Source organism: Streptomyces sp. NBC_01788, from assembly GCF_035917575.1.
GTDB lineage: Bacteria > Actinomycetota > Actinomycetes > Streptomycetales > Streptomycetaceae > Streptomyces.
On sequence record NZ_CP109090.1, the window covers coordinates 6,559,601 to 6,585,507 of the forward strand.

The following is a 25,907-nucleotide window of genomic DNA, read 5'->3' on the forward strand; positions in this document are numbered from 1 at the left end:
GCGACGCGCTGCCCACGGAATATCGCCGCGCCGCCCGCTCAGCCCCGGCGGTCCATGTACTCGTACACCGTGCCGTCCGGGTGCAGGGCGATCAGGTTGCGGCCGACCGGGGTGGGTACCGGCCCGGCCACGATCTGCGCGCCGAGTCCGGTCAGCACGCGGTGAGCCTCGTCGACGTCCTCCACGGCTATCGTCGCCGCGACCTTGCGCAGCACCTCCAGCTGCGACTCGGGGCCGCTCATCAGCAGGAAGCAGCCGACCGCGGCGACCTGGACGCCGGCCTGTTCGAAGCGGAGGGCTCTGGCTCCCGCGAGGCCTTCGTAGAAGGGGACGGCGGTGTCCAGATCGTTGACGCAGACGCGCAGGCTGGTTCCCAGAATCTCCATGCGTACGAGCGTAGTTGGGGGTGGCCCGGCAGGTGATCCTTTCACCGGATCGCCCGCGGGACCCACCTGCTCCGCCACATCCCCGGGCGGTGTTATGCGTACGCGTGTGCGGGTACCCGCGCTGCATGAAGGGCTTGGATCACTTGGAGCACTTGGACAAGCAACTGGTCGACGAACTGGCGCAGGTGGCGCGCGAGACGGTGCGCGACGAACTGCGCGAGCAGACCCGCAGGCAGCGTCGCACCGCGACGCTGTACGCCGCGTCCGGCGCCGTCGCCCTGTACGCGGGCGCGGCTCTCGCGCTCGCCGTGGGGCTGGCCCTCGCGATCGGCCTGCCCGGCTGGGCCGCCGCGCTGATCACCGCGGCGATCCTGGGCGCTGCGGCCTACGCGCTGCGTGAGGCCGCCCGCCCGTCGGCGTCGCACCCCGCACCGGGTCCCGGCACGCACTTCGGCGCCGACACGGGCGCCCAGCCGACGGGCGACACCGGCGCGACGACAGGCGCGGCCGGCCGGGCGGCGGGCGCGGCCGGTGAGGCGGCGGGCGCGGCATACCCGCCCACACCGCCGGCCCCGCCGGTCCCGCCCGCGCCTCCGGCCGGGACGACCCGTCCGGACCACCCCGGTGAGACCGACCCGGGACCGCAGCACCGGGCCTGACCCCGCCCCGTTCCCCGTGGGCGGAGCCCGGGACACATGTCACCGGACGCCCGCCCCGCGAGGCCGGCCGGGTTCGCGGGGGCGCTGCCCTGCGGGCGGACGACTGGCACGTCTCGCCGGCCGTGCGGGCTCCGCGCCCGCACGGACGCCCTCGGCCTCCGGCGCGGGCCGCGTCCACGGGCGGGGCGCCGGGCCGGGGCGTGGCGAGGCGAGGCACTCGCGCTCCAGGATTGGCCTGGGACCGCGGCACCCCGGCGTGCCACCCTCGCGCGTTCCTGTGGGCGGAGCCCGGACGAATGTCACCGGGAGCCCGCTCGCGAGGCCGGCCCGGGTTCGGGGGCGGTGCCCTGCGGGCGGACGGCCGCCCTCGGCCTCCGGCGCGGGCCGCGTCCACGGGCGGGGCGCCGGGCCGGGGCGTGGCGAGGCGAGGCACTCGCGCTCCAGGGTCGGCGTGCACCAGCCCGCGGCCCGACCCGGGAGGCCCGCGGGTCCGACCCGGGGCCTCAGCACCGGGCCTGACACCCGCTCGCGTTCCCGTGGGCAGAGCCCGGACGAATGTCACGGCGCGCCCGCCCGCGAGGCCGGCCGGGTTCGCGCGGCGGCGCCCTGCGGGCAGCGTGCGCGGCCTGGAGGCGGAGGCTCGGATCGCCTTGGGGCAGCGCGTCGGCTGTGTGGGCTCCGCGCTCGGCGGCGACCTGTCGTGTTGGCCTGCGGGCGATGCGCCGGACGACTGACGCCTGGGCGCCCGTTCGCCGGGACAGGCGGCGGGCGTCTGCTCGTGTCCCACCGCGATCTTGGTCGGCGGGGGCCGTCCGCGTTTCGCCGCAGGCCCCGGGACAGCGGGAGCGTGTCCGCGGCCTGCCGCGGCCCCCGACGCGGAAGTTTGGGGGTTTCGGGCAGGGGGACGCGGAAGGTCCCGTACCAGGTATGCGACCGCGCCGGAGGCGAACCGTGAGTCGACCCCGCATCGTGATCGTCGGTGCCGGCTTCGCCGGCTACCGCGCGGCCCGGACCCTGTCGAGGATGTCCCGGGGCAAGGCCGACATCACCCTGCTGAACCCGACCGACTACTTCCTGTACCTGCCCCTGCTGCCCCAGGTCGCCGTGGGCATCCTGGAGCCGCGCCGGACCGCCGTCTCCCTCGCCGGCTCGCTGCGCCACGTACGGCTGGTACTCGGCGAGGCCCACGGCATCGACCTGGACGCCCGCACCGTGCACTACACCGACCCCGAGAACGGCGAGGGCACCCTGGCCTACGACCGGCTGGTGCTCGCCGTCGGCAGCGTCAACAAGCTGCTGCCGATCCCCGGCGTCGCCGAGCACGCGCACGGCTTCCGCGGTCTGCCCGAGGCCCTGTACCTGCGGGACCACATGACCCGCCAGATCGAACTGGCCAGCAGCGAGGACGACCCCGAGACCTGCGCGGCCCGCCGCACGTTCGTCGTCGTGGGCGCCGGCTACACCGGCACCGAGGTCGCCGCGCACGGCATGATGTTCACCGACTCGCTGGTGCGCCGGCACCCGCCCCGGCGGGACATCCGGCCTCGCTGGCTGCTGCTGGACATCGCACCCCGGGTACTGCCCGAGCTGGACGAACGGCTCTCGGCCACCGCCGACCGCGTGCTGCGGCGGCGCGGCGTCGAGGTGCGCATGGGCACCTCCGTGAAGGAGGCCACGCACGAGGGCGTGCTGCTGACGGACGGCGAGTTCGTCCGCAGCCGCACGCTCGTGTGGTGCGTCGGCGTACGGCCCGACCCGCTCGTGGAGAGCGCCGGGCAGCCGCTGGAGAGGGGGCGGCTCGTCGTCGACCCCTTCCTCCAGGTGCCGGGGCGGCCGGACGTGTTCGCGTGCGGGGACGCCGCCGCCGTGCCCGACCTGGACAACCCCGGCCGGTACACCCCGATGACCGCCCAGCACGCCTGGCGGCAGGGCAGGACCGCCGCGGTCAACGTCGCCGCCTCCCTCGGCGTCGGCGAGGCCCGCCCCTACCGCCACCGCGACCTGGGCTTCGTCGTGGACCTGGGCGGTGCGCAGGCCGCCGCTGACCCCCTCGGCGTTCCGCTGTCCGGGCCGGTGGCGGGCGCGGTCACCCGCGCCTACCACCTCGCGGCGATGCCCGGGAACCGGGTCCGGGTGGCCGCGGACTGGCTGCTGGACGCCGTACTGCCGCGCCAGTCCGTCCAGTTGGGCCTCGTTCGGTCCTGGTCCGTGCCCCTGGACACGGCCTCCCCGGAGCTGGCACGAGTGCCGGGCGGCAACGAGCAGCGGGCGAGGCCGCCGGCCACCTCGGGCCTGGCCGGTGAGCCCGCGAGCGACGCTCCCGGCGACGGGACCACCGGGAGCCACCCCGCCCCCGGCCCGGTCAAGCGAGACGACATACCCGCGGAAGGAGACTCATGAACACCGACGAACTCGTCGAACTCGGCCAGCAGCTGCGCGTCGACAGCGTGCGCGCCGCCGCCGCGGCGGGCTCCGGGCACCCCACGTCCTCCATGTCCGCCGCCGACATCATGGCGGTCCTGCTGGCGAACCATCTCCGCTACGACTTCGACCAGCCCGAGCACCCCGGCAACGACCGCTTCGTCCTGTCCAAGGGACACGCCTCCCCGCTGCTGTACTCCGCCTACAAGGCGGCGGGCGCCATCGACGACGAGGAACTGCTCACCTTCCGCAAGCTGGGCAGCCGCCTGGAGGGGCACCCCACCCCGCAACGGCTGCCGTGGGTGGAGACCGCGACCGGATCCCTCGGCCAGGGCCTGCCCATCGGCGTCGGGATCGCGCTCAGCGGTAAGCGCCTCGACCACGCCGACTACCGGGTGTGGGTGGTGTGCGGGGACAGCGAGCTGGCCGAGGGTTCCATCTGGGAGGCCGCCGAGCACGCCGGGTACGAGCACCTGGACAACCTGACCGTGATCCTCGACGTCAACCGGCTGGGCCAGCGCGGCCCCACCCGGCACGGCCACGACCTGGACGCCTACGCCCGCCGCTTCCGGGCCTTCGACTGGCACACGATCGAGATCGAGGGCCACGACGTGGACGCCGTCGACCGCGCCCTCGGCGAGGCCGTCTCCACGAAGGGGCAGCCCACCGCGATCATCGCCCGCACCTTCAAGGGCAGGGGCGTCAGGGACGCCGAGGACCGCGAGGGCCTGCACGGCAAACCGCTGAAGGACCCCGACGAGGCGATCGAGGAGCTCGGCGGGGTCCGGAACATCCGCGTCCACGTGCACGAGCCCGGCTCGGTCCGCGCGCTGCACGCCGTGGGCGACGGCAGCCTCGAACTGCCCCGCTGGGACAAGGGTGAGGAGGTCGCCACCCGCGACGCCTACGGGCAGGCGCTCGCCGCGCTCGGCACCGCGCGCGGCGAGGTCGTGGCTCTCGACGGCGAGGTCGGCGACTCCACCCGCGCGGAGTTCTTCGCCAAGGAGCACCCCGAGCGCTACTTCGAGTGCTACATCGCCGAACAGCAGATGGTCGCCGCCGCTGTCGGGATGGCCCGGCGCGGCTGGGTGCCGTACGCCTCGACGTTCGCGGCCTTCCTGACCCGCGCGCACGACTTCGTGCGGATGGCCGCCGTCAGCGGCTCCGGCATCAACCTCAACGGCTCCCACGCGGGCACGGCGATCGGCGAGGACGGGCCCAGCCAGATGGGCCTGGAGGACCTGGCGATGATGCGTGCCGTGCACGGCTCGACCGTGCTCTACCCGTGCGACGCCAACCAGACCGCCGAGCTCGTCGCGCGGATGGCCGACCTGGACGGCGTCCGCTATCTGCGCACCTCGCGCGGGGCCGGCCCGGTGCTCTACGGGCCCGAGGAGGACTTCCCGGTGGGCGGCAGCAAGGTGCTGCGCTCCTCCGCGCGGGACCGGCTGACCGTCGTCGCCGCGGGTGTCACCCTGCACGAGGCGCTCGCCGCCGCGGACATCCTCGGCCGGGACGGCATCGCGGTCCGGGTGATCGACCTCTACTCCGTCAAGCCGGTCGACCAGGAGACGCTCCGGAAGGCCGCCGAGGACACCGGCTGCCTGCTCACCGTGGAGGACCACCACCCGGAGGGCGGCCTCGGCGACGCCGTGCTCGACGCCTTCACCGACGGACGCCCGGTGCCGCGCCTGGTGCGCCTCGCCGTCCGGGACATGCCGGGCTCGGCCTCGCCCGCCGAGCAGCTGCACGCCGCGGGCATCGACGCCGAGTCGATCGCGGCCGCCGCGCGGCTGATGGTGGAGGAGGCGGTCGTGCGGTGAGTGGCGGGAGTGACGAGAGTGAGGGGCCGCGCACGGTGCGCACCGGCCGCGGTCCCAGGGGATCCCGCCCCCGTGTGTAAGAGACGTCCGCGCTCGCGCAGGTTTGGCCGTGGAGGTTGCGGCCACCCGAAGGAGAAGAGGTGGCCATGGTGAAGAAGGACAACACCGCGGAGTCGCAGGGCTCGGGAGAGCCGGTGTCCCGGCCGCGGCCGATGGAGGTGCTGCGTGAGGCGCGGGCCCAGTTCGCCGAGTTGACGGGTCTGACCCCCGAGTCGGTGACGACCTTCGAGCAGACGGAGGACGGCTGGTCGCTGGAGATCGAGGTCCTGGAACTGGCCCGGGTGCCGGACACCATGAGCCTCATGGCGAGCTACCAGGTCGACCTCGACCCGGAGGGGCAGCTCACCGGGTACCGGCGGCTGCACCGCTACGAACGCGGACGCTCCGACGCCCGCCGCTCCGGCGGCGGCCGCTGAGGCGGAACAAAGCCTCATACACAGACAACAGACGAGGAGTGCGGTTGGCATGACCGTTGTCCCGGCACAGACGTCCGGCGGCGGAGGCGGCAGCAGCGGCCTGTACGACGTCCTGGAACTCGTTCTCGACAGGGGGCTGGTGATCGACGCGTTCGTGCGGGTCTCGCTGGTCGGTATCGAGATCCTGAAGATCGACGTGCGGGTCGTCGTCGCGAGCGTCGACACCTACCTGCGCTTCGCCGAGGCCTGCAACCGGCTCGACCTGGAAGCGGGCCCCCGCAAGGCTCCGGGCCTGCCCGATCTGGTGGGCGAGGTCACCGAGTCCGGCGCGCGCGGCAAGGCGAAGGGGGCGTTGTCGGGGGCGGCGCAGACCGTTTCCGACGCCTTCCAGCAGGCCCGTGACGAGCGCTCGGGTGAGGGCGAGGGGCGGCCGCGGGCGCGCAAGGCGGCGCCGACCCGTCGGAAGGAGGAGCAGGAGTGAGCACGTATGTGTACGGGATCACGGCCGCCTCGGATATGTCGTCGCTGCCCGAGGAGTTGGGCGGGGTGGGCGAGCCGGCGCGGCCGGTGCGGGTGCTGACGGCGGCTGGGCTGGCCGCGGTGGTCAGTGACGCGCCGGAGGGGTTGCGGCCCAAGCGGCGCGACCTGCTCGCGCATCAGGCGGTGCTCAGTGAGATGGGCGCGGGCCGGTGTGTGCTGCCGATGCGGTTCGGCAGTGTCGCTCCGGACGACGAGGCGGTCACGAGTGTGCTCGCCGAACGCGCCGAGCATTACCGGGAGAGGTTGGGGGCGTTGGAGGGCAGGGTCGAGTACAACGTCAAGGGCAGTCATGTCGAGGACGCGGTGCTGCACCGGGTGATGGCCGAGAACCCGGAGATCCGGGGCATGGCGGAGGCCAACCGGCGTGCAGGTGGCGGTAGTTACGAGGACAAGATCCGCCTCGGTGAGATGGTCGCCGCGGCCGTGCAGGCCCGTGAGGCGGAGGACGCCCGCGAGGTGGTGCACGCTCTGGAGCCGCTCGCCGCCGCGGTCAGCGACGGCCCGCCGTCCACCGGCTGGCTGGTCAACACGTCGTTCCTGGTGGACCGGGAGGCGGCGGAGGAGTTCGTGACCGCCGTCGAGCGGGCCCGCAAGGACCTGCCCCACCTCGATCTGCGCGTCAACGGGCCGCTGCCGCCGTACAGCTTCGTCGAACCCGGCCCCGCCGAGCCCGCGAGCACCACGGCGGGGGCCGACGCGGGAGCGGAGTGACGCCATGGGACTCATCTCCGAGGTGCTGCTGCTGCCGCTCGCACCGGCGCGCGCAAGCGGCTGGGCGATCAGGCAGGTACTGCGCGAAGCCGAGCGCATCTACTACGACCCGGCCACGGTACGGGCCGAACTGGCGCGGTTGGAAGAGCAGTTGGAGGCGAGCGAGATAACCGAGGAGGAATACGACCGCCGGGAGGACGAGCTCCTGGACCGGCTGGAGACCGGCATGCGCGGGGGCCCGGGGACAGGCGAGGGGACGGCACGATGAATCGAGTGGCACTCGGCCTCGCGGTAGGGGCCGGCTACCTCCTGGGACGGACCAAGAAAGCGAAATTCGCCCTCGCCGTGGGCAGCATGGTGGCGGGCAAGAAGCTGAACCTCGGTCCGCGCGGAATCGCGGACCTGGTCAACCAGCAGCTGATGAACAACCCGCAGTTCAAGGAGATCGGGGACCAGCTGCGCCAGGAACTGCGGGGCGTCGGCAAGGCGGCTTCGGGGGCCCTGGTCGAACGGCAGATGACCGCGCTCGCCGACCGGCTGCACGAGCGGACCGCCCAGGTCCGTGACGAACTCGCCGGCGTCGTGCCGCAACCTGACGAGCCTGACGAGGGGGAGCGCGAGGAGGAGACCGAGGGGGAGCGCGAGGAGGAGACCGAGGGGGAGCGCGAGGAGGAGACCGAGGGGGAGCGCGAGGAGGAGACCGAGGGGGAGCGCGAGGAGGAGACCGAGGGGGAGGACGGGTACGAGGACCGGGAGGGCCGCGAGGCCGAGGAGGAGACCGGGGGCGAGGCCGGGAACCAGGGTGCGCCGGCGCGGAAGGAAGCGGCGAGGAAGGCCCCCGCGAAGGAGGGGCCGACGAAGAGGGCTCCCACCAGGCAGACCGCGAAGAAGGCATCGGCGGATGCGCCGGCCGGGAAGGAAGCGGCGAGGAAGGCGCCCGCGAAGAAGGCCCCCGCCAAGAAGGCGGCGGCGACGAAGGCCGCGGCAGGCAGGACGGCCGCGAAGAAGACCGCCGCTCCCGGCGGCGCGACCCGTGCCGCCCGCTCCCGGCGGCCGAAGGGTGGTGGTGACCGATGACCGAGGCACTCGGATCCGCGACCTCCGCCGCCGGCAGTGCGACGGCCGGCGCGGCGAAGGACAATCCGCTGAGCGACCTCGCCCACAGCGAGGCCGCCGACCGCCTCAAGGCCGAGGTGCGGGACTACCTCGCCGCCCAGGCCCAGCGACTGCTGGCCGGCTTCGGCCACAAGCTCGGCGAGACCACCGGCAAGCTGAACGACATCGCCGAGGGCAACGGCCCCGGCTTCGCCAAGCTCGCCCTCGACGCCGGCCGCAAGGTCGCCGAGGGCAAGGGGCCGGTGCGCTCGATCCTGGAGCTGGGTGCCTCCCGCGCCAAGGACCGCGTCATGGGCGCGCTGAAGAACATCGGAGGCGGCGGGAGCAAGCGCAAGCGCGGCGGGGGCAACAAGCCCATCGTCATCATCGAGTCCGTCGACGTCGGCGTGCCGCTGCGCACCGCCTACGACCAGTGGACGCAGTACCAGGACTTCAGCACCTTCGCCAAGGGCGTCAAGAGCGCGAGCCGCGCCGACGACACCCACTCCGACTGGCAGCTGAAGGTGTTCTGGTCCAGCCGGAGCTGGAAGGCCCACACCACCGAGCAGGTACCCGACCAGCGCATCCAGTGGACGTCGGAGGGCGCGAAGGGCACCACGAAGGGCGTCGTCTCCTTCCACCGCCTCGACGAGAACCTCACCCGGGTCCTGCTGGTCATGGAGTACTACCCCAGCGGGTTCTTCGAGAAGACCGGCAACATCTGGCGGGCCCAGGGCCGCCGCGCCCGGCTGGACCTGAAGAACTACGTCCGTTACATCACCCTCAAGGGGGAGGCCGAGGACAGCTGGCGCGGTGAGATCCACGACGGCGAGGTCGTCCGCAGCCACGAGGACGCGGTCGCGGAGGAGGAGCGGGAGGCCGCCGAGAGGGACGAGGAGCCGGACGAGGAAGAGGGCCCGTACGCCGAGGAGGAGAACGGCGAGTACGAGGAAGAGGAGGAAGAGCCGGAGGAAGAGCCGGAGGAAGAGCCGGAGGAAGACGCCGAGGAGCAGCCGGAGGAAGAGTACGAGGACGAGGGCGGGGAGCAGCCGGAGGAAGAGGCCGAGGGCGAGTATGAGGCCGAGGGCGAGTATGAGCCCGAGGAAGAGGAAGAGCCCGAGGAAGAGGAAGAGCCCGAGTACGCCGAGGGCAGGGGCCGCCGATGACGACGCCCGGCCGACTGCCCGAACCGTACGGCCCGAGCAGCGGGGCGAACCTCGCCGACATCCTCGAGCGCGTGCTCGACAAGGGCATCGTCATCGCGGGCGACATCCGCATCAACCTGCTCGACATCGAACTGCTCACCATCAAGCTCCGGCTCGTCGTCGCCTCGGTCGACAAGGCCAAGGAGATGGGTATCGACTGGTGGGAGAGCGACCCGGCGCTCTCCTCCCGCGCGCGACGCGACGAGCTCGCCCGGGAGAACACCGAGCTGCGCGAGCGGCTGGCACGACTGGAGGAACTGGAGCTGGACCGCGGTCGCCGGGAGCCTGACCACCTGGACCGCGGCCGGGCGGACCGGGACCGGGACAGCCTGGACCGGGGCCGCGCGGATCAGGACCGCGCGGATCAGGACCGCGCGGATCAGGACCGCGCGGATCAGGACCGCGCGGATCAGGACCGCGCCCGCGAGGAGGAACGATGACCGGACTGCGGTACGTCTACGCCGTCTGCCGGCCCCCCGGCGCACCCCTCCAGGCGCAGCTCACCGGGGTGGCGGGCGCTCCGGCGAAGCAGCTCAACCACCACGGCCTGGTCGCCGTCGTCAGCGAGGTGCCCGAGCGCGACTTCGCCGAGGAGCCGCTGCGCGCCCATATGGAGGACCTCGACTGGCTCGCCGCCACCGCCCGTGCCCACCAGGGCGTCATCGACGCGCTGACCGTCGTCACCACACCGCTGCCGCTCAGGCTCGCCACCGTTTTCCGTGACGACAGCGCCGTGCGCTCGATGATCGAGGCCCGCGAGGAGCACATCCGCCGCACCCTGGACCGGCTGGAGGGGCGCGTGGAGTGGGGCGTCAAGATCTACGCCGAGACCGAGCAGCCTCAGCAGGCCGCGCAGCCCGCGGCGAAGGCGGCCTCCGGCCGCGACTACCTGCGGCAGCGGCGGCAGCAGACGCGGGCGGGGGAGGACCTGTGGCAGAAGGCGGAGGCCTTCGCCACCCACCTGCACGAGCAGCTCTCCGCCTTCGCCGAGGACTCCCGGCTGCACGCCCCGCAGAACCCCAGCCTCTCCGGCGCGGCGGGGCGCAACGTTCTGAACGCCGCCTATCTGGTGCCGCGCGGGGACTCGGAGGAGTTCGTGGAACTCGTGGACCGCACCAAGGACGACGTACCGGGGCTGCGCGTGGAACTCACCGGGCCGTGGGCGGCGTACTCCTTCGCGGGGGAGGAGGCATGACGGTCGTCGAACGCCGGGAGATCGCCCTGGTCGACCTGCTCGACCGGCTGCTGGCCGGCGGTGTCGTCATCACCGGGGACATCACCCTGCGCATCGCCGACGTGGACCTCGTCCGCATCGACCTGAACGCGCTGATCAGCTCGGTGAACGCACAAGTGCCGTCGCCCTTCGAGGAGCAGTAGTGGCCCCGCGCAAGCACATGGACCTGGAACCCGACACCGTCGAGCGGGACCTGGTGAAACTCGTGCTCACCGTCGTCGAGCTGCTGCGCCAGCTCATGGAGCGGCAGGCGCTGCGCCGCTTCGACGAGGGGGATCTGAGCGAGGAGCAGGAGGAGCGGATCGGCCTCACGCTCATGCTCCTGGAGGACCGCATGGCCGAGCTGCGCGATCGCTACGGGCTGCGGCCCGAGGACCTGAACCTCGACCTCGGACCGCTGGGACCCCTGCTTCCCCGGAAGTGAGCACCCGGGAACGAGGGGGACGAGGAGAAGGAGGCGCGGGGGTCAGGCCTCCTTGCGGCACAGGATCTCCCCGTGCAGGACCGCGAACCAGCCGTCGTGCCGCTCGCCCCACTCCCGCCACGCCGCCGCCACGGCCCGCAGCCGGTCCTCGGTCGCGTGTCCGCCGTCGACGGCGCGCCCGGCGTAGGCCGACGCCAGGGTGCGGTCGGCCCAGAGCCCGCTCCACCAGGCGCGCTCGTCCTCGGTGGCGTAGGTCCAGGTGCTGGAGCCGGCCGTGACGTCGGTGAAGCCGGCCGCCAGCGCCCAGGACCGCAGCCGGCGTCCGGCGTCCGGCTCGCCGCCGTTGGCGCGGGCGACCCGCCGGTACAGGCCGAGCCAGTCGTCCAGTCCTTCCACCCGCGGGTACCAGCTCATCGCCGCGTAGTCCGCGTCGCGCACGGCGACGTACCCGCCCGGCTTCGTCACCCGCCGCATCTCGCGCAGCGCCCGCACGGGGTCGCCCACGTGCTGGAGCACCTGGTGGGCGTGGACGACGCAGAACGTGTCGTCGGGGTGGTCGAGGGCGTGGACGTCGGCCACCGCGAAGTCGACGTTGGTCAGACCCCGCCCGGCGGCCGTGGCCCGGGCCTGCTCCAGGACGCCGGGCGCCCGGTCGACACCCGTGACGTGCCCCTGGGGGACCAGGGCCGCCAGGTCGGCGGTGATGGTGCCGGGGCCGCAGCCGATGTCGAGGATCCGCATATGGGGCCGCAGCGAGCCGAGCAGGTAGGCCGCGGAGTTGGCGGCGGTGCGCCAGGTGTGCGAACGCAGCACGGACTCGTGGTGCCCGTGCGTGTAGACGGCCGTCTCCCGCTTCGGCATGGCTGTACCCCTTGTCGTCCCCTGATCCCGTGGGGCCCGCGGCCCCGGCCGGCACGGATCACGGTACGCCCCCGTGCCGGATGGTGAGACCCCGGTGTCAGAATCCGAGACGGATGACGGGTGGGCGGTCAGCCGCGGGAGAGCGGCCGGTACACCGCCAGCGCCTCGGGCAGCTTCTCCAGCCACAGCTCGTCGGCCACCTCCATCACCTCGCCGTCGTGGGCGAGCAGGGTGCCGGGCGCGACACCGGTCAGACGCAGCCGTCGCACCTGGACCGCCGCGTGGGCCGGGGACCGGGTCAGCGGGCCGGCCAGGGCCGCTGACAGCAGGCGCAGGGCGGGCCTGCGGCCCCCGTGCACCACCCGGACGTCGAGCTTTCCGTCCGTCAGGTCGAGCCGGCGGCCCAGCGCGAGCCCCCTGCGGTGGTAGGTGCCGTTCCCGGCGAACAGCAGCCACAGCGGGTGGGTGTGGCCCTCCACCACCGCCCGCAGCGGATGGCGGTCGGCGCGCAGTACCTTCAGCGCCGCCAGCACCCCGGCCGGCCAGCTGCCCATCCGGCCGGACCGGCGTTCGCGCTCACGCACCAGCTCCGGGTACACGCCGAGGCTGAAGGTGTTGAGGAAGACGCCCCGCTTGCTCCCGGAGCGGAAGCGGCCCACGTCGACGCGGACTCCGTGACCGTGCTCCACGGCCCGGGCCAGGGCCCGCGCGTCCTCCACGCCCAGATCGAGGGCGAAGTGGTTCAGGGTGCCGCCGGGCAGCACCGCGAGCGGCAGGCCGCGGCACAGGGCGACCTCCGCGGCCGTGTTCACGGTGCCGTCGCCGCCGCACACCCCGAGCACCCGGGCGCGGTCCGCCGCCTTCTCCAGCTCGGCCCGGACCTCCTCAGGCCCGCACTCGACGACCTCCGCCTCCGGCAGCAGGTCCACCAGCGCACCGGCGCGGTCCGCGGTGCCCGAGGCCCGGTTGGCCACGAGTACCAGGCCCTTGCCGCCGGGCAGCGCCGGCAGGTCGGCGTGGGAGCGGGCCGGCGGGTCGGTCCGGGCACGGGTGGGCACCAGGGCCCGGGCCGCGAACGCGACGCCCGCCCCCAGCGCGGCACCCGCCAGCACATCGCTAGGGAAGTGGACCCCGGTGTAGACGCGCGAGAGCGCGACCGACGCGGCGACCGGGGCCACCGCCGCCCCCCAGGCCGGGGACTCCAGGGCGACGCCCGTCGCGAAGGCGGCCGCGGACGCCGCGTGCCCGGACGGGAAGGACGTGGTGAACGGCTGCCGCTTGAGCCGGCGCATGAGCGGGACGGGGTCCAGGGCCGGCCGGTCGCGGCGCACCGAGCGCTTGCCGATCGTGTTGACGGTCAGGGACGCCAGGCTCAGCGAGGCCAGGCCGCGGGCCGCGGCCCTGCGGGCCCTCGGGCTGCGGCTCGCGGTGATGGCGGCGGCCACCGCGCACCACAGCACGCCGTGGTTCGCGGCCCGGCTCAGTCTCGGCAGCACCGGGCCCGCGCCGGGCCAGCGGCGCTCGGCCGCGAACTCGAACAGCCGGCCGTCCAGGGCCGACAGGCGGTGCAGGAGGGCGTGGGCGCCGGATTTCGGGGCGGTGAGGTCGACGTCTGGGCTCATAGGGGACCGCTACCCTGAAGTGGCCGTTTCTTGTGTGGGCCGTTTCCGGTGGGCTGTGCGCCGTGTCCGGTGTGCGCGGGGCGGCGCCGGCGATCGTAGGGACCCCGCATGCGTCTGCTCCTCATCCGCCACGCCCAGACCCCCTCCAACGTGGGCCACCTGCTGGACACGCGGATCCCCGGACCGGGCCTGACGCGGCTCGGCGAACAGCAGGCCGCGGCGCTGCCGCGGGCGCTCGCCGGGGAGGACATCCAGGCGCTCTACGCCTCCACCCTGGTCCGCACCCAGCTCACCGCCCGGCCGCTGGCCGCCGAGCGCGGACTCGACGTGATCGTCCGCGACGGCATCCGCGAGGTGTCCGCGGGCGACCTGGAGACGGAGCCGGGCGACTCCGAGCGCGGCCGGATGTACATGCGCACGCTGCTGGGCTGGGCCGCCGGTGACACCCGGTCCCGTATCCCCGGGGGCGAGAGCGGCACCGAGGTGCTGGCCCGCTACGACGCCGTCGTCGCCGAGGCCACCGCGGACGGCGCCGGAACCATCGCCCTGGTCAGTCACGGCGCGGCCATCCGCCTGTGGACCGCGGTCCGCGTCCGCAACCTCGACGCGGAGTTCGCCGCCACCCACCCCCTGGAGAACACCGGCGTGGTGGTCCTACAGGGCTCGGCCCCGACCGGATGGACGGCCCTGGCGTGGTCGGACGCCCTCGTCACCCCGGCGCGGGAGAGCGGCCCGACGGGACGGCCCGTGGACTTCGGATAAGAGTTTGCCGGACCCGTACGGGCACCGTCACAATGCCTGACCATGGGACATCTGGAAGCCGCGCACCTGGAGTACGTCCTCCCCGACGGGAGGACGCTGCTCGGCGACGTGTCCTTCCGGGTGGGAGAGGGGGCCGCCGTGGCCCTCGTCGGACCCAACGGCGCCGGCAAGACCACCCTGCTGCGCATGATCTCCGGCGAGCTGAAGCCGCACGGCGGCACCGTGACCGTCAGCGGCGGCCTCGGCGTGATGCGGCAGTTCGTGGGGTCGGTGCGGGACGAGACGACCGTGCGCGACCTGCTCGTGTCGGTCGCGTCGCCGCGGGTGAGGGAGGCCGCGCGGGCCGTCGACGAAGCCGAGCACGCCCTCATGACTGTCGACGACGAGGCCGCCCAGCTCCAGTACGCGCAGGCGCTCGCCGACTGGGCGGAGGCGCGCGGCTACGAGGCCGAGACGCTGTGGGACATGTGCACCACGGCCGCGCTGGGCGTGCCCTACGACAAGGCGCAGTGGCGGCAGGTGAGCACCCTGTCCGGCGGCGAGCAGAAGCGGCTCGTGCTGGAGGCGCTGCTGCGCGGCACCGACGAGGTACTGCTGCTCGACGAGCCGGACAACTACCTCGACGTGCCCGGCAAGCGCTGGCTGGAGGAGCGGCTGAAGGAGACCCGAAAGACGGTCCTGTTCGTCTCCCACGACCGTGAACTGCTCGCCCGCGCCGCCGACCGGATCGTCTCCCTCGAACCCGGCCCGGCAGGCGCGGACGCCTGGGTGCACGGCGGCGGCTTCGCCACCTACCACGAGGCCCGCCGCGAGCGCTTCGCCCGTTTCGAGGAGCTGCGCAGGCGCTGGGACGAGAAGCACGCGCAGCTGAAGAAGCTGGTGCTGAACCTGCGGCAGGCCGCCACCGTCAGCCATGAACTGGCCTCCCGCTACCAGGCCGCCCAGACCCGGCTGCGCAAGTTCGAGGAGGCCGGGCCGCCCCCCGAGCCGCCGCGCGAGCAGGACATCCGGATGCGCCTGAAGGGCGGCCGCACCGGTGTCCGCGCCGTCACCTGCCAGGGCCTGGAGCTGACCGGCCTGATGCACCCCTTCGACCTGGAGGTCTTCTACGGCGAACGCGTCGCGGTGCTCGGCTCCAACGGCTCCGGCAAGTCGCACTTCCTGCGGTTGCTGGCCGGCGAGGACGTGGCGCACACCGGCGCGTGGAAGCTCGGCGCGCGCGTGGTCCCCGGGCACTTCGCCCAGACCCACGCACACCCCGAGCTGATGGGCCGCACCCTGCTGGACATCCTGTGGAAGGAGCACTCCCAGGACCGCGGGGCCGCCATGTCCCGGCTGCGCCGCTACGAACTGACCGGCCAGGCCGAGCAGACCTTCGACCGGCTCTCCGGCGGGCAGCAGGCCCGGTTCCAGATCCTGCTCCTCGAGCTGGCGGGCGCCACCGCCCTGCTCCTGGACGAGCCGACCGACAACCTCGACCTGGATTCCGCCGAGGCCCTCCAGGAAGGCCTGGAGGCCTTCGAGGGCACGGTCGTCGCGGTCACCCACGACCGCTGGTTCGCCCGCTCCTTCGACCGGTTCCTGGTCTTCGGCAGCGACGGCCGGGTCCGCGAGACCCCGGAGCCGGTGTGGGACGAACGGCGGGTGCGGCGGGCGCGGTGACGCCCCGCCCCAGCCCCCGGACCGCTCACTTCCAGCGCAGGACCGCGCCCAGGCCGCCCGACGGCACGTCCTCGCCGGCGGGGACCGCCGGGTCCAGCGACAGGGCCGTCGCGTCCTGGCAGACCGCCGAACGCAGCAGGGCGTCGTCGGCCCGGGCCGGCCAGGAGTCCCGCTCGCCGAGCGCCCTCAGCTCCGTACGCCGCACGGCGAGCTGGTCGGCGTCCTCGCCGATCCACACCTCGCGGTGGGCGTCGGCGCCGTCCGGCCGGATCAGCAGTTCCTCCAGCCGGTGCTCGCGGGCCGCCTCCACCAGCGCGGACACCCCCTCGGCGGCCGCCGACCGGCCCTCGTCGTCCGGTGTGCGCGCCGCCCGGAAGCGGTCCAGCTCGGACTCCACACGCCGGTGCACGTGCTCGGCGCGGATCCGCTCCACGTCCCCGTCCAGCAGCCGCCCGCCGGTGCCGTGGGCGGCCTCGGCCACCCGGTCGTGCAGCCGCTTCGGCAGCCGCTCGCGCACCTCGCGCCGCTCCCGGTCCTCCCCGACCAGGATCAGCAGGTCCGCGTCCGCCTCCTCCTGGCAGACGCTGAGCGCGTCGGCGATCTCCGCCGCGTTGTGCTCCCAGGTGTTCTCGACCTTCAGCTGGAAGTGCCGCTCCGACCAGTCGGCGCTCGCCGTCCCATGGATGGGCCACTCCTGCCCCACCACCGCCCCCGCGTCCTGCCGGCCCAGCGAGCTGCGCAGCTCGAAGTCCGCGCCCCTGCGGTCCACGTAGGCGACGATCGCGACCGGATCCTCGCCCGCCAGGTCAAGGAGCGGCGCCACGCGCGGCAGCGGCGCCCACTCCGCCCGGCTGCCGCCCTGCGGCGGACGGGCCAGCAGCGGGTCGAGCACCACCCTGCCGGCCCGCGCGAACAGCACCCGCCCGTGCGGATCGGGCGCGTGGCGCAGCTCCCGCACGGCCGCCTCCACCGCACGGCAGGTGGCCTCGTCCGCGCCCTGCCGGGCGAGCTCGCGCCCCATGGCCCGGGCCGCCAGCTCCAGCCGGTGCGCCGTGTCCTCCGCGTGCCGCGAGGTGTCGACGTACACGGAGGCCCAGGGACCCGGGTGTTCGTACAGTGGATGCAGAAAGGCGAGATCCATGGCTCCCTCCCGGAGACCGTTCGGTGGCCGCACGCCGGGCGGGTACCCGGACCGCAGGTACGAACACGACGAACGGGGCACCACCATGACCGGAGTCGACCCGGGACGGCTGGACGACCAGCAGCTGATGAAGGAGCTGGAGACGATCCACCGCACGCGCCACGACACGCTTCTGTACGGCTCCAACGACGCGCTGCGCGCCCACAACGAGCGCATGGCGCAGCTCGAGGGCGAGTACCTGCGCCGCAATCCGCGCCGCCCGGTCGCCTCCGGCCGCACCCGCGAGGGGGCCCGTGAACGCGGGTGCGGGGAGTCGGCGACTCCCCGCACCTGAAGAAACGTCCCGGACGCGTCCGGGTTCGGCCCGCCTTCTAGTGCTGTGGCCGGGAAGGTTTGCCGGAAGGCTCGCGGCGTCCGGTGCTGGGGGCACCTCCCACGCCCTTCGGGCAGTGGGGGAGCCTCGCAAGGCGGAGCATCGCCCGTGTACTGGATGTACTCGGGTGATGCGACAACGCGGCTGGGGGTCCCCCTGCTCGAAGAGCTTGGGGGAGCCGTGCCGGGCGTCGCGAGCCGGTGAACCTTTCCGGTCGCAGCACTAGGCGAGGACGTCGAGGAACGTCTCGCAGAACGCCTTCAGGTCGTCCGGCTTGCGGCTGGTGATCAGCTTGTTCGGTCCGTGGTCGCAGACCTTCACCTGCTCGTCGACCCAGATGCCGCCCGCGTTGCGGATGTCCGTGCGCAGACTCGGCCACGAGGTCAGCACCCGGCCCCGTACGACGTCCGCCTCGACCAGCGTCCACGGCGCGTGGCAGATCGCGGCCACCGGGCGCCCCTGCTCGAAGAACGCGCCCACGAAGGCCACCGCCTTCTCGTCCATCCGCAGGAAGTCCGGGTTGGCCACGCCGCCCGGCAGGACCAGCGCGTCGAAGGAGTCCGGGGAGGCCTCGTCGACGACCGCGTCCACGGGGAACGTGTCGGCCTTGTCCAGGTGGTCGAAGGCCTGGATCCGCCCGGACTTCGTCGAGACGAGCACGGGCTCGTGACCGGCGTCCTTCACCGCCTTCCAGGGTTCGGTGAGCTCGACCTGTTCCACGCCCTCGGGCGCGGTCAGAAATGCGATGCGCATGATGCCTCAACGTCCTTTCGCCGCTCCGGGGACGGGCGTTGCCGTCCCCGGAGCGCTCTTCTCTCTTCGCCTCGGCCGCCGCACGGAGTCGGCCGCACCGCGTCCGTCCCGTCCCGCACCACGTCCGATCCGGCCGTCACGGCGGGCGCCGACCCGTCGCGCGGGACGCTGCCCGGTCACGCGGGGCGTCGCCCGGTCGCGCCGGGTACCGCCCGGTCACGTTGGGCGCCGACCCGTCACGCGGGACGCTGCCCGGTCACGTTGGGCGCCGACCCGTCACGCGGGACGCTGCCCGGTCACGCGAACGCTGCCCGGTCACGCGGGGCGTCGCCCGGTCACGCGGGACGCTGCCCAGTCACGCGGGGCGTCGCCTCGTCACGCCGGGCGTCGCCCGGTCGCGGCGGGGGGCGCCGGGGCCGGACGGCCGGTACGGCCGTGACATGCGGGGCCCACCGCGGCACGCCCCCGGCTCGGCCCGAGGCGTGTCCGTCGCGGCACCCCTGGTTCAGGCCCGGCGCGCGAGCGGGGCGCCGGGCCTGGCGCGCGAGCCGGGCCGCCCCGTCCGGGCGCAACAGGCCTGGGCGGGGCGGCCCGAGCCCGGATGGCCTAGGCGCGGTCCTCCCGTGCGGGCCGCTCGTTGTGCGTCAGCTCCCGGGCCAGCTCCTGCACATTGGCGTAGCGCGCCTTGTTCGGCAGCCGCTGGAGCGCCTCGATCAACGCGTCGTGCGCGTTCTTGCGCCGCAGTTCGCGGGCCAGTTCGCCCGGACCCGCGGGAAAGGCGCTGCGGCCCAGGATCCTGGCCAGCTCCAGGCGCACGCTCTCCAGGGACGCCCGGGAGCCGCCCGGCGCCACCGGTCCGCCCCACACCTCCGGGTCGTCCTCGGCGGTCGGCTCCGGGTCGTGCCACTCCTCGCTCCGCGTGGGATGGCCGGACCTGAGCAGCCCCTGCAGCTCGTGCTTCATCTCGTCGTCACGGTGGACACTCAGCCGGTCACTGCCTCGCTGCATATCTCCCTCCAGATCGTCGGGGGTGGCCACCGCGTACCCGTGCGCGGCCGGCCGACACCGGTTTTCCGGGACGGGATGACGGCCGGGTCGGCCGGTGCGCCGCTCGCCGCGCAGGGCCGTCCGGGTGCCGTGCACGGGCGCCGTGTTTGGGCGCCCGGGACTGGGGGCAGGCGCGGACCCAGTGCTTCGGACCGTAGGCACGCCCGTGGGAGCGGCGCAACGCGCCCCCAGGGTGCGGCCGTCCGGTTCACGTGCCCGCGCTCCCACGGTGACCGCCCACCCGAGAGGACTGCGAGGGAGCTGCGACTCACCATGGCAACGCGAGCGAGCGCCAGGCACCACCCCCACGACGACGCCCCCGACACCGCGGAAGCCTTCCGCCTGCTCGCCACGCTTCCGCCGGGGCAGCGGCGGAACGAACTGCGCGACGAGACAGTGGAAGCCTGGCTGCCGATGGCCGAACGGCTGGCCGGCCGGTTCCGCAGCCGCGGCGAGAGCTCCGAGGATCTGCGCCAGGTCGCCGCGCTCGGACTGGTCAAGGCGGTCGACCGCTACGACCCCGAGCGCGGAAACGCCTTCGAGAGCTACGCCGTGCCCACCATCACCGGTGAGATCAAACGGCACTTCCGCGACCACATGTGGACCGTGCACGTCCCGCGCCGGGTGCAGGAACTGCGCAACCGGGTCCGCTTCGCCTCCCAGGACCTGTCCGGGACGATCTCCGGCCGCGGCCCCACCCTCGCCGAGATCGCCGAGCACGCCCACCTCAGCGAGGAGGAGGTGCGGGACGGCCTCGAGGCGCTGGAGAGCTTCACCGCCCTCTCGCTCGACGCGGAGCTGTCCGGCAGCGAGGACGGGTACTCCCTGGGCGACTGCCTGGGCTCCTCCGACCCCGCCCTGGACACCGTGGTGGACCGCGAGTCCGTCAAGCATCGGCTGGCGGCGCTGCCCGAACGGGAGCGGGCCATCCTGTACATGCGGTTCTTCGGCGACATGACGCAGAGCCGGATCGCCGAGCAGCTCGGCATCTCGCAGATGCATGTGTCCCGCCTGATCAGCCGGTGCTGCGACCGGCTGCGGGAGCAGGTGATGCGGGAGGGCGTGTAGACGCGGGCTGTCGTCCGGGGCGGGGCAGCGGCACCGGGCGGCCGACGGTCGCGCCGTGGCCGGCGGCCACGGCCTCGGCGCCCCTGCCGGCGTCACCCGATAGGCCGTTGGTGTCCCGCTAATGGGGCTCGGCCGCGCGCGACCCGCGGCCCCAGCGGCTGTGATGGCAGCGAGGGCACGAACCCGTGCCGTCAGCCGCCGCCGGTCCGAGGAGCCCCGCTCATGCGCCGTACCGTCACCCGCGCCCTGCCCGTCGCCGTCCTGGCCGGAGTCATCGCGGGCGGCGCCACATCGGCCGCCCTGGCGACCCCGGCGGTACAGCCCCGCCCGCCCGCCGAGGGCGCCGTCGCCACCGCGGTGTGCGCCCCGGCAGGCGCCGCCACCCCACGCGCCACGGCAGAGGCCTGCGCACCGGCTCCCGCGTCCGGCACACGCGGATACGGCGAGATGCCCGTCCCCCCGTCCACGATGGCTCCGCGTGCCCCGGGCGCGGCGGTGCCGATGGACGCGGGAGCGTCCCAGGATCCGGTCCTGCAGGACGCGTTGGCCAATGACCCTTCCCGTCTCCAGGCCGCGCGGACTCCGCCGCGTGATCCGGGGGAGGTCCAGTCCGCGCGGACTCCGCCCCGTGACCCGGCCCCCGGGCTGTCCGCGCAGACTCCGCTCCGTGACCCGGCCCCCGGGCTGTCCGCGCCGGGCTCTCCCCGTGAGCCCGGCCCCGGGCCGGCCTCGCGCAACACCGCTCGTGACGTCCCGTCCTACGACCCGTCCCGGGCCCAGGCCGCGCCCGATCTCAACGGCGGTGCCTCCCCCGAACCCTCCCGCCCGCAGGAGTCACGGGACCCCTCCCGGGGGCCGTCCGCCGCCGACGCGGACCGGGACCCGGCCCAGCACGGGGTGCAGGCCGGTTCGGGTGGGTCGTTCACCGCGTCCCTGCCCGCGCTGATCGGTGGTGGCGCGCTGATCCTCGCGGCGCTCGGCGGGGCGGTTCACCGGGCGTGGCGCCGCGGGAAGACCGGCGGCTGACCGGACGGGCGGACCGCCGTGCGGGGCCTTCCCGGCCGGGCCGGTGGCCTTGGGACCGCGTCACCCGGGGTACACGGAGGCCCGAAGGCACGGCCCGCGCCGGGCGACGGAGCGACGGCACCACACGGCATCAGGGACTTCGCGGAGGTACCCATGCGGCGGACGGAACCGGAAGGACACGGCCCCGTCCGCTACGGACCGTCGGCCCTCCCCGACGACGGACTGCCCGTCCTGCCGGAGGTGTCCGCCGCGCTCGCCGGGGCCGCGCACGAGACCCGGCGCAGACCGATCGGCGGCGGCCCCGAACTGCTGGACGCCGCCTGCGGCTACTGGCTGCGGCGCGGACTGCCCACCTCGCCCGGCCGGGTCGCGGCCGCGCCCGGCGCCCCCGCACTGCTGCTCGCGCTGACCGCCGCGCTCGGCGGCGACGTCCTGGTGCCCCGGCCCTGCGCGGCCTGGTGGGCGCCGTACGCACGCCTGCTGGGCAGCCCCGCCTTCCACGTGGCCACCCCTGCCGAGTGCGGCGGCGTTCCCGACCCGTACGCCCTGCTGGAGACCGTCCGCAGAGTCCGCGCCGAGGGCGGCGACCCCCGGCTGCTCGTCCTGTCCGTCGCCGACGACCCCACCGCCACCGTGGCACCGCCGGAGGTGCTGCACGAGACCGTCGAGGCCGCCACCGACGAGGGACTGCACCTGGTCAGTGACGAGACCTGGCGCGACACCGTGCACGCACCGCACGAGACGGTGCTGCTCAGCCCCGCCGAGATGCTGCCCGACCGCGTCACCGTCGTCACCGACCTGGCCGGCGCGTTCCTGCCCGCCGGCTGGCCCGCCGCGATCGCCCGCTTCCCCGCCGGAGCCACCGGCGAGGCACTGCACGCGCGCGTGCTCGACATCCTCACCGCGCTGGACGCCCGTATCGCCGAACCGGTCGCCGCCGCGGCCGCCTACGTCCTCGGCGAACCCGGTCCGGTCACCGCGCGCCGGACGGCCTCGGTGGGCCTGCACGCGCGCGTGGCACAGGCCGTCCACGCGGCCGTGATCGCCGCCGGCGCACTCGCCCGGCCGCCGCAGTCCGGCCGCCACCTGTACGCCGACCTCGGCCCGCTGCGCCCCGCGCTCGACGCCCACGCGGTGGGCGACGCACAGGAGTTGGAGGACTTCCTCACCGCCCGCCTGCGACTGCCCGTGCCCGGCGGCCACCGCTTCGGAGACGACCTCGGCGCGCTGCGCGTACGGCTCTCCACCACGGAACTCCTCGGCCGCACCGACGAGGAACGCGCGGAATGCCTGCTGTCTCCCACGCCGTTGGAACTGCCACACCCGCAACGCGCGTTGCTCTCCTTGAGTTCGGTACTCGACGATCTCCGTGACGAAGCTCAGCGATGGGAGCCTCCTCGATGACGCAGCAGTCCGAGTCGACCACGTCCACGAGAACCACCCCTCAGGAGACCGGCGATCCCGCGGTCTCGTCCCTCCTGCCCTCTCCGTCCGCCCCGTTCCCGCCGCTGGCCGAACCCCGGCCGCTGGGGGAGCGGCGGGTCTGGCCGCGCACCTTCCACGACCGCCTCACCGCCCCGCTGCCCGGGCTGAAGGCCTTCGCCCGGTTCGCCCGCGAGGGCGCCCTGCGGCCGGACAAGGAGGCCCTGGCCGACATCCCGCTGCTGCCGTACCGGCCCGCCGGACTGCCCCGCGTGAACACCCGTACCGTCGCCGTCACCTGGGCGGGGCACGCCAGCTGGGTGGTCCGGATCGGCGGGCTGACCGTGCTGACCGACCCGGTGTGGTCCCGCCGCATCATCGGTACCCCGGCCCGGGTCACGCCCGTCGGTGTCGCCTGGGAGGCGCTGCCGCCCGTCGACGCTGTCGTCGTCAGCCACAACCACTACGACCACCTGGACGCGCCCACCCTGCGCCGACTCCCGCGCGACACCCCGGTGTTCGTTCCGGCCGGACTCGGCCGCTGGTTCCAGCGGCGCCGGTTCACCCGCGTCACCGAGCTGGACTGGTGGGAGGCGGCCGAACTGTCCGGTGTCCGCTTCGACTTCGTCCCCGCCCATCACTGGTCCAAGCGCACCCTCACCGACACCTGCCGCAGCCTGTGGGGCGGCTGGGTGCTCACCGACCCGGACGGGCAGCGCGTGTACTTCGCCGGGGACACGGGCTACGGCCACTGGTTCTCGCGCATCGGCCGCCGCTACCCCGGCATCGACCTCGCCCTGCTTCCCATCGGCGCCTACGACCCCCGCTGGTGGCTCAGCGACGTCCACTGCGACCCGGAGGAAGCCGTCCGGGCCGTACAGGACCTCGGCGCCCGGCACATGGCCCCCATGCACTGGGGCACCTTCGTCCTCTCCGCCGAACCCCTCCTGGAACCCCTGACCCGGGTCCGCAGAGCCTGGCAGGAGGCCGGCCTCGCCCGAGAACGCCTGTGGGACCTCCCGGTGGGCGCCTCCCGCGTCCTTGAGCAACCCTGAGCCGGCGCCGCGCCGGACGGTCGGGGACCGTCCGGCGGCCCGCCCCCGCCCCGGTCACTGCGAGCGCTGGGCCGGGATCAGGCGGCGCAGGCGGCGCCAGGCGGAGGGGGCCGTGCCCAGCAGGACGGTCAGTCCGATCGCGGTGGCCACGCCCTCCCAGGGCTCCTCGAACAGGGAGCCGCCGAGGATGCCGATCAGCTGGTACGTGGCCGCCCAGGCCAGGCACGCGGGAAGGTTGCCGCGGGAGAAGCGGCGCAGCGGCCACTTCGCCAGCAGACACGCCAGCATCACCGGTATGCGGCCCGCCGGGACCAGGCGGGACAGGACCAGCACCGCGACGCCGTGCTCGTTCAGCTTCCGCTGCGCCTGCGCGAGCCGGTCCTCCGGGGCGCGCGTACGGATCGCCTCCAGCCATCGCGACCCGTTCCGCGACCCCAGCCCGCGCCGCCCCAGCCAGTACAGCGCCGCGTCCCCGAGGAACGCGGCCAGCGACGCCGTCATGAACACCAGCGCCAGCGAGAACGGCGCCGTCTGGTGCAGCGCGACCACCGCCGCCGTACTGACCAGGGCGCCCGTCGGCACCACCGGCACCAGCGCCCCGATCAGCACCAGCAGGAACAGCGAGGGATATCCCAGTGCCTGCTGGGTGGACTCCGGTGGCACCACCGAGGTCACGGCGGCGGCGATCCGTATCACCGGGCGCCCTCCAGGCGCACACTCTCGCCGTGCCCGAGCCGGTGCACCGCGACCCCCGGCGCACGCTCGGCGGCCAGGCGCACGAACTCATCACCCGGCGCATGGAACTCATGGGGGCGCACGGCGTCCATCCCGATCGGCCAGTACGTGCCGTAGTGCACCGGCACCGCGCTCCCCGTTTTCAGCCGGGCCAGCGCCTGCGCCGCCCGCCCGGCGTCCAGATGTCCCGCCCCGAGGTACGGCCCCCAGCCGCCCACCGGCAGCAGCGCCGCGTCGACCGGCCCGACCTCCTCGGCCATCGTCTCGAACAGGCCGGTGTCCCCGGCGAAGTACGTCCGCGCCTCGCCCTCGACGACGTAGCCGAGCGCGGGCGAGCGATGCCGTCCGACCGGTAGCCGCCGCCCGTCGTGCCGGGCCGGCACCACCCGTACGACGAGGCAGCCGACCTCGATCCGGTCACCCGGCGTGACCTCGGTGATCCGCAGATGGGCGAGCCGCCGCAGTCCCGCGACCGCCCCGAGTGCGCCCCGGGGCACCAGCAGGCGCGTGCCCGGCTCCAGCCGGGCCAGCGACGGCACGTGCAGATGGTCGGCGTGCAGGTGGGAGACCAGGGCCACGTCCGCGTGCCAGGCGGTGGGCGGCGGTGGCGCGCCGCGGCGGCGCCGCAGGTGCGCGAGCCGGCGGGCGAACAGAGGATCGGTCAGCACGCGCACGTCCGAGTCCTCGACGGTGCAGGTGGCATGACCCCACCAGGTGATCTCCACCGGCACTCCTTTGCCTCCTTCGTGCGACTCCCCCTGAGCCTACGGGCAGGAGTAGGGTCGGCGGCGGAAACCCGGAGGTGAGGGGGGACGCCATGGGAGAAGTGCGGGATGCCCCCGGCGGGGGCGCCCCGGCGGTCGTCCGCGTCACGGCGATCGCGAGCCTGACACCCCTGGAGGAGCTGCACGACGAGCCCTTCCTGGTGGACTCCCGCGGCCAGCACTCGATGTGCGCCCGCTGGGCCGCCGAACACGGCTACGTGATCGCGCGGGAACTGCTCGTCCGGGGGCTGCGCGCCGACCACAGTGCCCTGTGGGAGGGAGTGCGCCCCGGCATGGACCTGTTCGTCGCGCCCAGCCGGCGGGTGCTGGAACGGGCGCTGTCCTCCGTCGAGGAGTTCACCGACGAGTGCGCACGGCGCGGGGTCCGGGTGGAGACGGTGGGCCAGGCCGAGCCCTCGTACGACGCCCAGATGAAGGCCTGCGTGCACCGCCGCCTTTCCATGCCGACCGCCGGCTACGACGGCCGCTGACCCCCTGACTCGCTGCCCCCCTGACTCACCCCCTCCGCCCCCACCGCTTTGTGGGTGTTACCGCAGGTCACGGCGATTTGTGCGGGTGTATGACAAGCTGGGACGCGTCCGTGCGGAGGCACCGGGCGGGGCGGAAGCGGAGGATGTGCCG

At 74.3% G+C, this 25,907-nt stretch carries 28 protein-coding genes and 1 pseudogene; 21 read left to right on the forward strand and 8 right to left on the reverse strand.

Annotation, left to right across the window (positions count from 1 at the left end; translation table 11 throughout):
- Positions 1–38 precede the first annotated feature (38 nt).
- The gene (locus OIE49_RS29870) at positions 39–386 is read right to left on the reverse strand and encodes a VOC family protein (protein WP_326804994.1); all 348 of its coding nucleotides are present in this window, start codon (positions 384–386) and stop codon (positions 39–41) included.
- Between the two features lie 125 nt (positions 387–511).
- Between OIE49_RS29870 and OIE49_RS29875 the strand changes: the two genes are divergently transcribed.
- From OIE49_RS29875 to OIE49_RS29935, 13 genes and pseudogenes are all read left to right on the forward strand, one after another.
- Complete coding sequence (locus OIE49_RS29875; RefSeq protein WP_326804995.1) at positions 512–1,045, forward strand: phage holin family protein; 534 nt, start codon at positions 512–514, stop codon at positions 1,043–1,045.
- 951 nt (positions 1,046–1,996) lie between these two features.
- The gene (locus OIE49_RS29880) at positions 1,997–3,445 is read left to right on the forward strand and encodes an NAD(P)/FAD-dependent oxidoreductase (RefSeq protein WP_442812322.1); all 1,449 of its coding nucleotides are present in this window, start codon (positions 1,997–1,999) and stop codon (positions 3,443–3,445) included.
- Complete coding sequence (locus OIE49_RS29885) at positions 3,442–5,289, forward strand: transketolase (RefSeq protein WP_326804997.1); 1,848 nt, start codon at positions 3,442–3,444, stop codon at positions 5,287–5,289. Before OIE49_RS29880 ends, OIE49_RS29885 begins: the two co-directional genes overlap by 4 nt.
- Before the next feature lie 146 nt (positions 5,290–5,435).
- Entirely contained in the window at positions 5,436–5,765 is a 330-nt protein-coding gene (locus OIE49_RS29890; protein ID WP_326804998.1) for a gas vesicle protein GvpO, read from the forward strand.
- 49 nt (positions 5,766–5,814) lie between these two features.
- Positions 5,815–6,246 (forward strand): gas vesicle structural protein GvpA, encoded by a 432-nt coding sequence (locus OIE49_RS29895; RefSeq protein WP_326804999.1) that lies wholly within the window; start codon positions 5,815–5,817, stop codon positions 6,244–6,246.
- Positions 6,243–7,016: a GvpL/GvpF family gas vesicle protein gene (locus OIE49_RS29900; protein WP_326805000.1), complete on the forward strand. Its 774-nt coding sequence runs from the start codon at positions 6,243–6,245 to the stop codon at positions 7,014–7,016. The genes OIE49_RS29895 and OIE49_RS29900 overlap by 4 nt, the downstream gene beginning before the upstream one ends.
- Positions 7,017–7,020: 4 nt before the next feature.
- On the forward strand, positions 7,021–7,284 hold the full coding sequence (locus OIE49_RS29905; protein ID WP_326805001.1) for a gas vesicle protein GvpG: 264 nt from the start codon (positions 7,021–7,023) through the stop codon (positions 7,282–7,284).
- Complete coding sequence (locus OIE49_RS29910; protein ID WP_326805002.1) at positions 7,281–8,093, forward strand: PE-PGRS family protein; 813 nt, start codon at positions 7,281–7,283, stop codon at positions 8,091–8,093. The genes OIE49_RS29905 and OIE49_RS29910 overlap by 4 nt, the downstream gene beginning before the upstream one ends.
- The gene (locus OIE49_RS29915) at positions 8,090–9,277 is read left to right on the forward strand and encodes an SRPBCC family protein (RefSeq protein ID WP_326805003.1); all 1,188 of its coding nucleotides are present in this window, start codon (positions 8,090–8,092) and stop codon (positions 9,275–9,277) included. Before OIE49_RS29910 ends, OIE49_RS29915 begins: the two co-directional genes overlap by 4 nt.
- Positions 9,274–9,600: pseudogene (locus OIE49_RS29920) on the forward strand (gas vesicle protein); the annotation flags it as partial. The gene OIE49_RS29915 and the pseudogene OIE49_RS29920, both read left to right, overlap by 4 nt.
- A gap of 152 nt (positions 9,601–9,752) precedes the next feature.
- The gene (locus OIE49_RS29925) at positions 9,753–10,511 is read left to right on the forward strand and encodes a GvpL/GvpF family gas vesicle protein (protein WP_326805005.1); all 759 of its coding nucleotides are present in this window, start codon (positions 9,753–9,755) and stop codon (positions 10,509–10,511) included.
- Positions 10,508–10,693 carry a gas vesicle protein gene (locus OIE49_RS29930; protein WP_100566620.1) on the forward strand — a complete coding sequence of 62 codons (186 nt, stop codon included), beginning with the start codon at positions 10,508–10,510 and terminating at the stop codon, positions 10,691–10,693. The genes OIE49_RS29925 and OIE49_RS29930 overlap by 4 nt, the downstream gene beginning before the upstream one ends.
- Positions 10,694–10,710: 17 nt before the next feature.
- Positions 10,711–10,974, forward strand: coding sequence for a gas vesicle protein K (locus tag OIE49_RS29935; RefSeq protein WP_199836477.1), 264 nt, complete (start codon positions 10,711–10,713; stop codon positions 10,972–10,974).
- Positions 10,975–11,016: 42 nt separating this feature from the next.
- Here the strand turns inward: OIE49_RS29935 and OIE49_RS29940 are convergent, their stop codons facing one another.
- The gene (locus OIE49_RS29940) at positions 11,017–11,835 is read right to left on the reverse strand and encodes a class I SAM-dependent methyltransferase (RefSeq protein ID WP_326805006.1); all 819 of its coding nucleotides are present in this window, start codon (positions 11,833–11,835) and stop codon (positions 11,017–11,019) included.
- A 128-nt stretch (positions 11,836–11,963) separates the two neighbouring features.
- The gene (locus OIE49_RS29945; RefSeq protein WP_326805007.1) at positions 11,964–13,457 is read right to left on the reverse strand and encodes a bifunctional phosphatase PAP2/diacylglycerol kinase family protein; all 1,494 of its coding nucleotides are present in this window, start codon (positions 13,455–13,457) and stop codon (positions 11,964–11,966) included.
- 108 nt (positions 13,458–13,565) lie between these two features.
- Here OIE49_RS29945 and OIE49_RS29950 point away from each other — a divergent pair, with 108 nt between their 5' ends.
- On the forward strand, positions 13,566–14,219 hold the full coding sequence (locus tag OIE49_RS29950; protein ID WP_326805008.1) for a histidine phosphatase family protein: 654 nt from the start codon (positions 13,566–13,568) through the stop codon (positions 14,217–14,219).
- Positions 14,220–14,261: 42 nt separating this feature from the next.
- On the forward strand, positions 14,262–15,881 hold the full coding sequence (locus tag OIE49_RS29955; RefSeq protein WP_326805009.1) for an ABC-F family ATP-binding cassette domain-containing protein: 1,620 nt from the start codon (positions 14,262–14,264) through the stop codon (positions 15,879–15,881).
- 25 nt (positions 15,882–15,906) lie between these two features.
- Here the strand turns inward: OIE49_RS29955 and OIE49_RS29960 are convergent, their stop codons facing one another.
- Positions 15,907–17,022, reverse strand: a complete 1,116-nt coding sequence (locus OIE49_RS29960) for a baeRF2 domain-containing protein (RefSeq protein ID WP_326805010.1) — start codon at positions 17,020–17,022, stop codon at positions 15,907–15,909.
- An 85-nt stretch (positions 17,023–17,107) separates the two neighbouring features.
- Here OIE49_RS29960 and OIE49_RS29965 point away from each other — a divergent pair, with 85 nt between their 5' ends.
- Complete coding sequence (locus OIE49_RS29965) at positions 17,108–17,356, forward strand: DUF6158 family protein (protein ID WP_100566769.1); 249 nt, start codon at positions 17,108–17,110, stop codon at positions 17,354–17,356.
- A gap of 261 nt (positions 17,357–17,617) precedes the next feature.
- On the opposite strand, the gene OIE49_RS29970 is transcribed toward OIE49_RS29965, so the two are convergent.
- Both OIE49_RS29970 and OIE49_RS29975 read right to left on the reverse strand, forming a co-directional pair.
- On the reverse strand, positions 17,618–18,148 hold the full coding sequence (locus OIE49_RS29970) for a type 1 glutamine amidotransferase domain-containing protein (protein ID WP_326805011.1): 531 nt from the start codon (positions 18,146–18,148) through the stop codon (positions 17,618–17,620).
- A 606-nt stretch (positions 18,149–18,754) separates the two neighbouring features.
- Positions 18,755–19,156, reverse strand: a complete 402-nt coding sequence (locus OIE49_RS29975) for a DUF2795 domain-containing protein (RefSeq protein WP_326805012.1) — start codon at positions 19,154–19,156, stop codon at positions 18,755–18,757.
- 312 nt (positions 19,157–19,468) lie between these two features.
- On the opposite strand from OIE49_RS29975, the gene OIE49_RS29980 reads away from it, so the two are divergent.
- From OIE49_RS29980 to OIE49_RS29995, 4 genes are all read left to right on the forward strand, one after another.
- Positions 19,469–20,263 carry an RNA polymerase sigma factor SigF gene (locus OIE49_RS29980; protein ID WP_100566628.1) on the forward strand — a complete coding sequence of 265 codons (795 nt, stop codon included), beginning with the start codon at positions 19,469–19,471 and terminating at the stop codon, positions 20,261–20,263.
- A gap of 222 nt (positions 20,264–20,485) precedes the next feature.
- On the forward strand, positions 20,486–21,289 hold the full coding sequence (locus OIE49_RS29985) for a hypothetical protein (RefSeq protein ID WP_326805013.1): 804 nt from the start codon (positions 20,486–20,488) through the stop codon (positions 21,287–21,289).
- Between the two features lie 153 nt (positions 21,290–21,442).
- Positions 21,443–22,693: an aminotransferase class I/II-fold pyridoxal phosphate-dependent enzyme gene (locus OIE49_RS29990; RefSeq protein WP_326805014.1), complete on the forward strand. Its 1,251-nt coding sequence runs from the start codon at positions 21,443–21,445 to the stop codon at positions 22,691–22,693.
- Entirely contained in the window at positions 22,690–23,766 is a 1,077-nt protein-coding gene (locus tag OIE49_RS29995) for an MBL fold metallo-hydrolase (protein ID WP_326805015.1), read from the forward strand. The genes OIE49_RS29990 and OIE49_RS29995 overlap by 4 nt, the downstream gene beginning before the upstream one ends.
- Before the next feature lie 54 nt (positions 23,767–23,820).
- On the opposite strand, the gene OIE49_RS30000 is transcribed toward OIE49_RS29995, so the two are convergent.
- Both OIE49_RS30000 and OIE49_RS30005 read right to left on the reverse strand, forming a co-directional pair.
- Complete coding sequence (locus OIE49_RS30000) at positions 23,821–24,462, reverse strand: DedA family protein (protein WP_326805016.1); 642 nt, start codon at positions 24,460–24,462, stop codon at positions 23,821–23,823.
- The gene (locus tag OIE49_RS30005) at positions 24,459–25,232 is read right to left on the reverse strand and encodes an MBL fold metallo-hydrolase (protein WP_326805017.1); all 774 of its coding nucleotides are present in this window, start codon (positions 25,230–25,232) and stop codon (positions 24,459–24,461) included. The genes OIE49_RS30000 and OIE49_RS30005 overlap by 4 nt, the downstream gene beginning before the upstream one ends.
- 86 nt (positions 25,233–25,318) lie before the next feature.
- On the opposite strand from OIE49_RS30005, the gene OIE49_RS30010 reads away from it, so the two are divergent.
- Complete coding sequence (locus OIE49_RS30010; protein WP_326805018.1) at positions 25,319–25,756, forward strand: hypothetical protein; 438 nt, start codon at positions 25,319–25,321, stop codon at positions 25,754–25,756.
- The last annotated feature ends 151 nt before the right edge of the window (positions 25,757–25,907 follow it).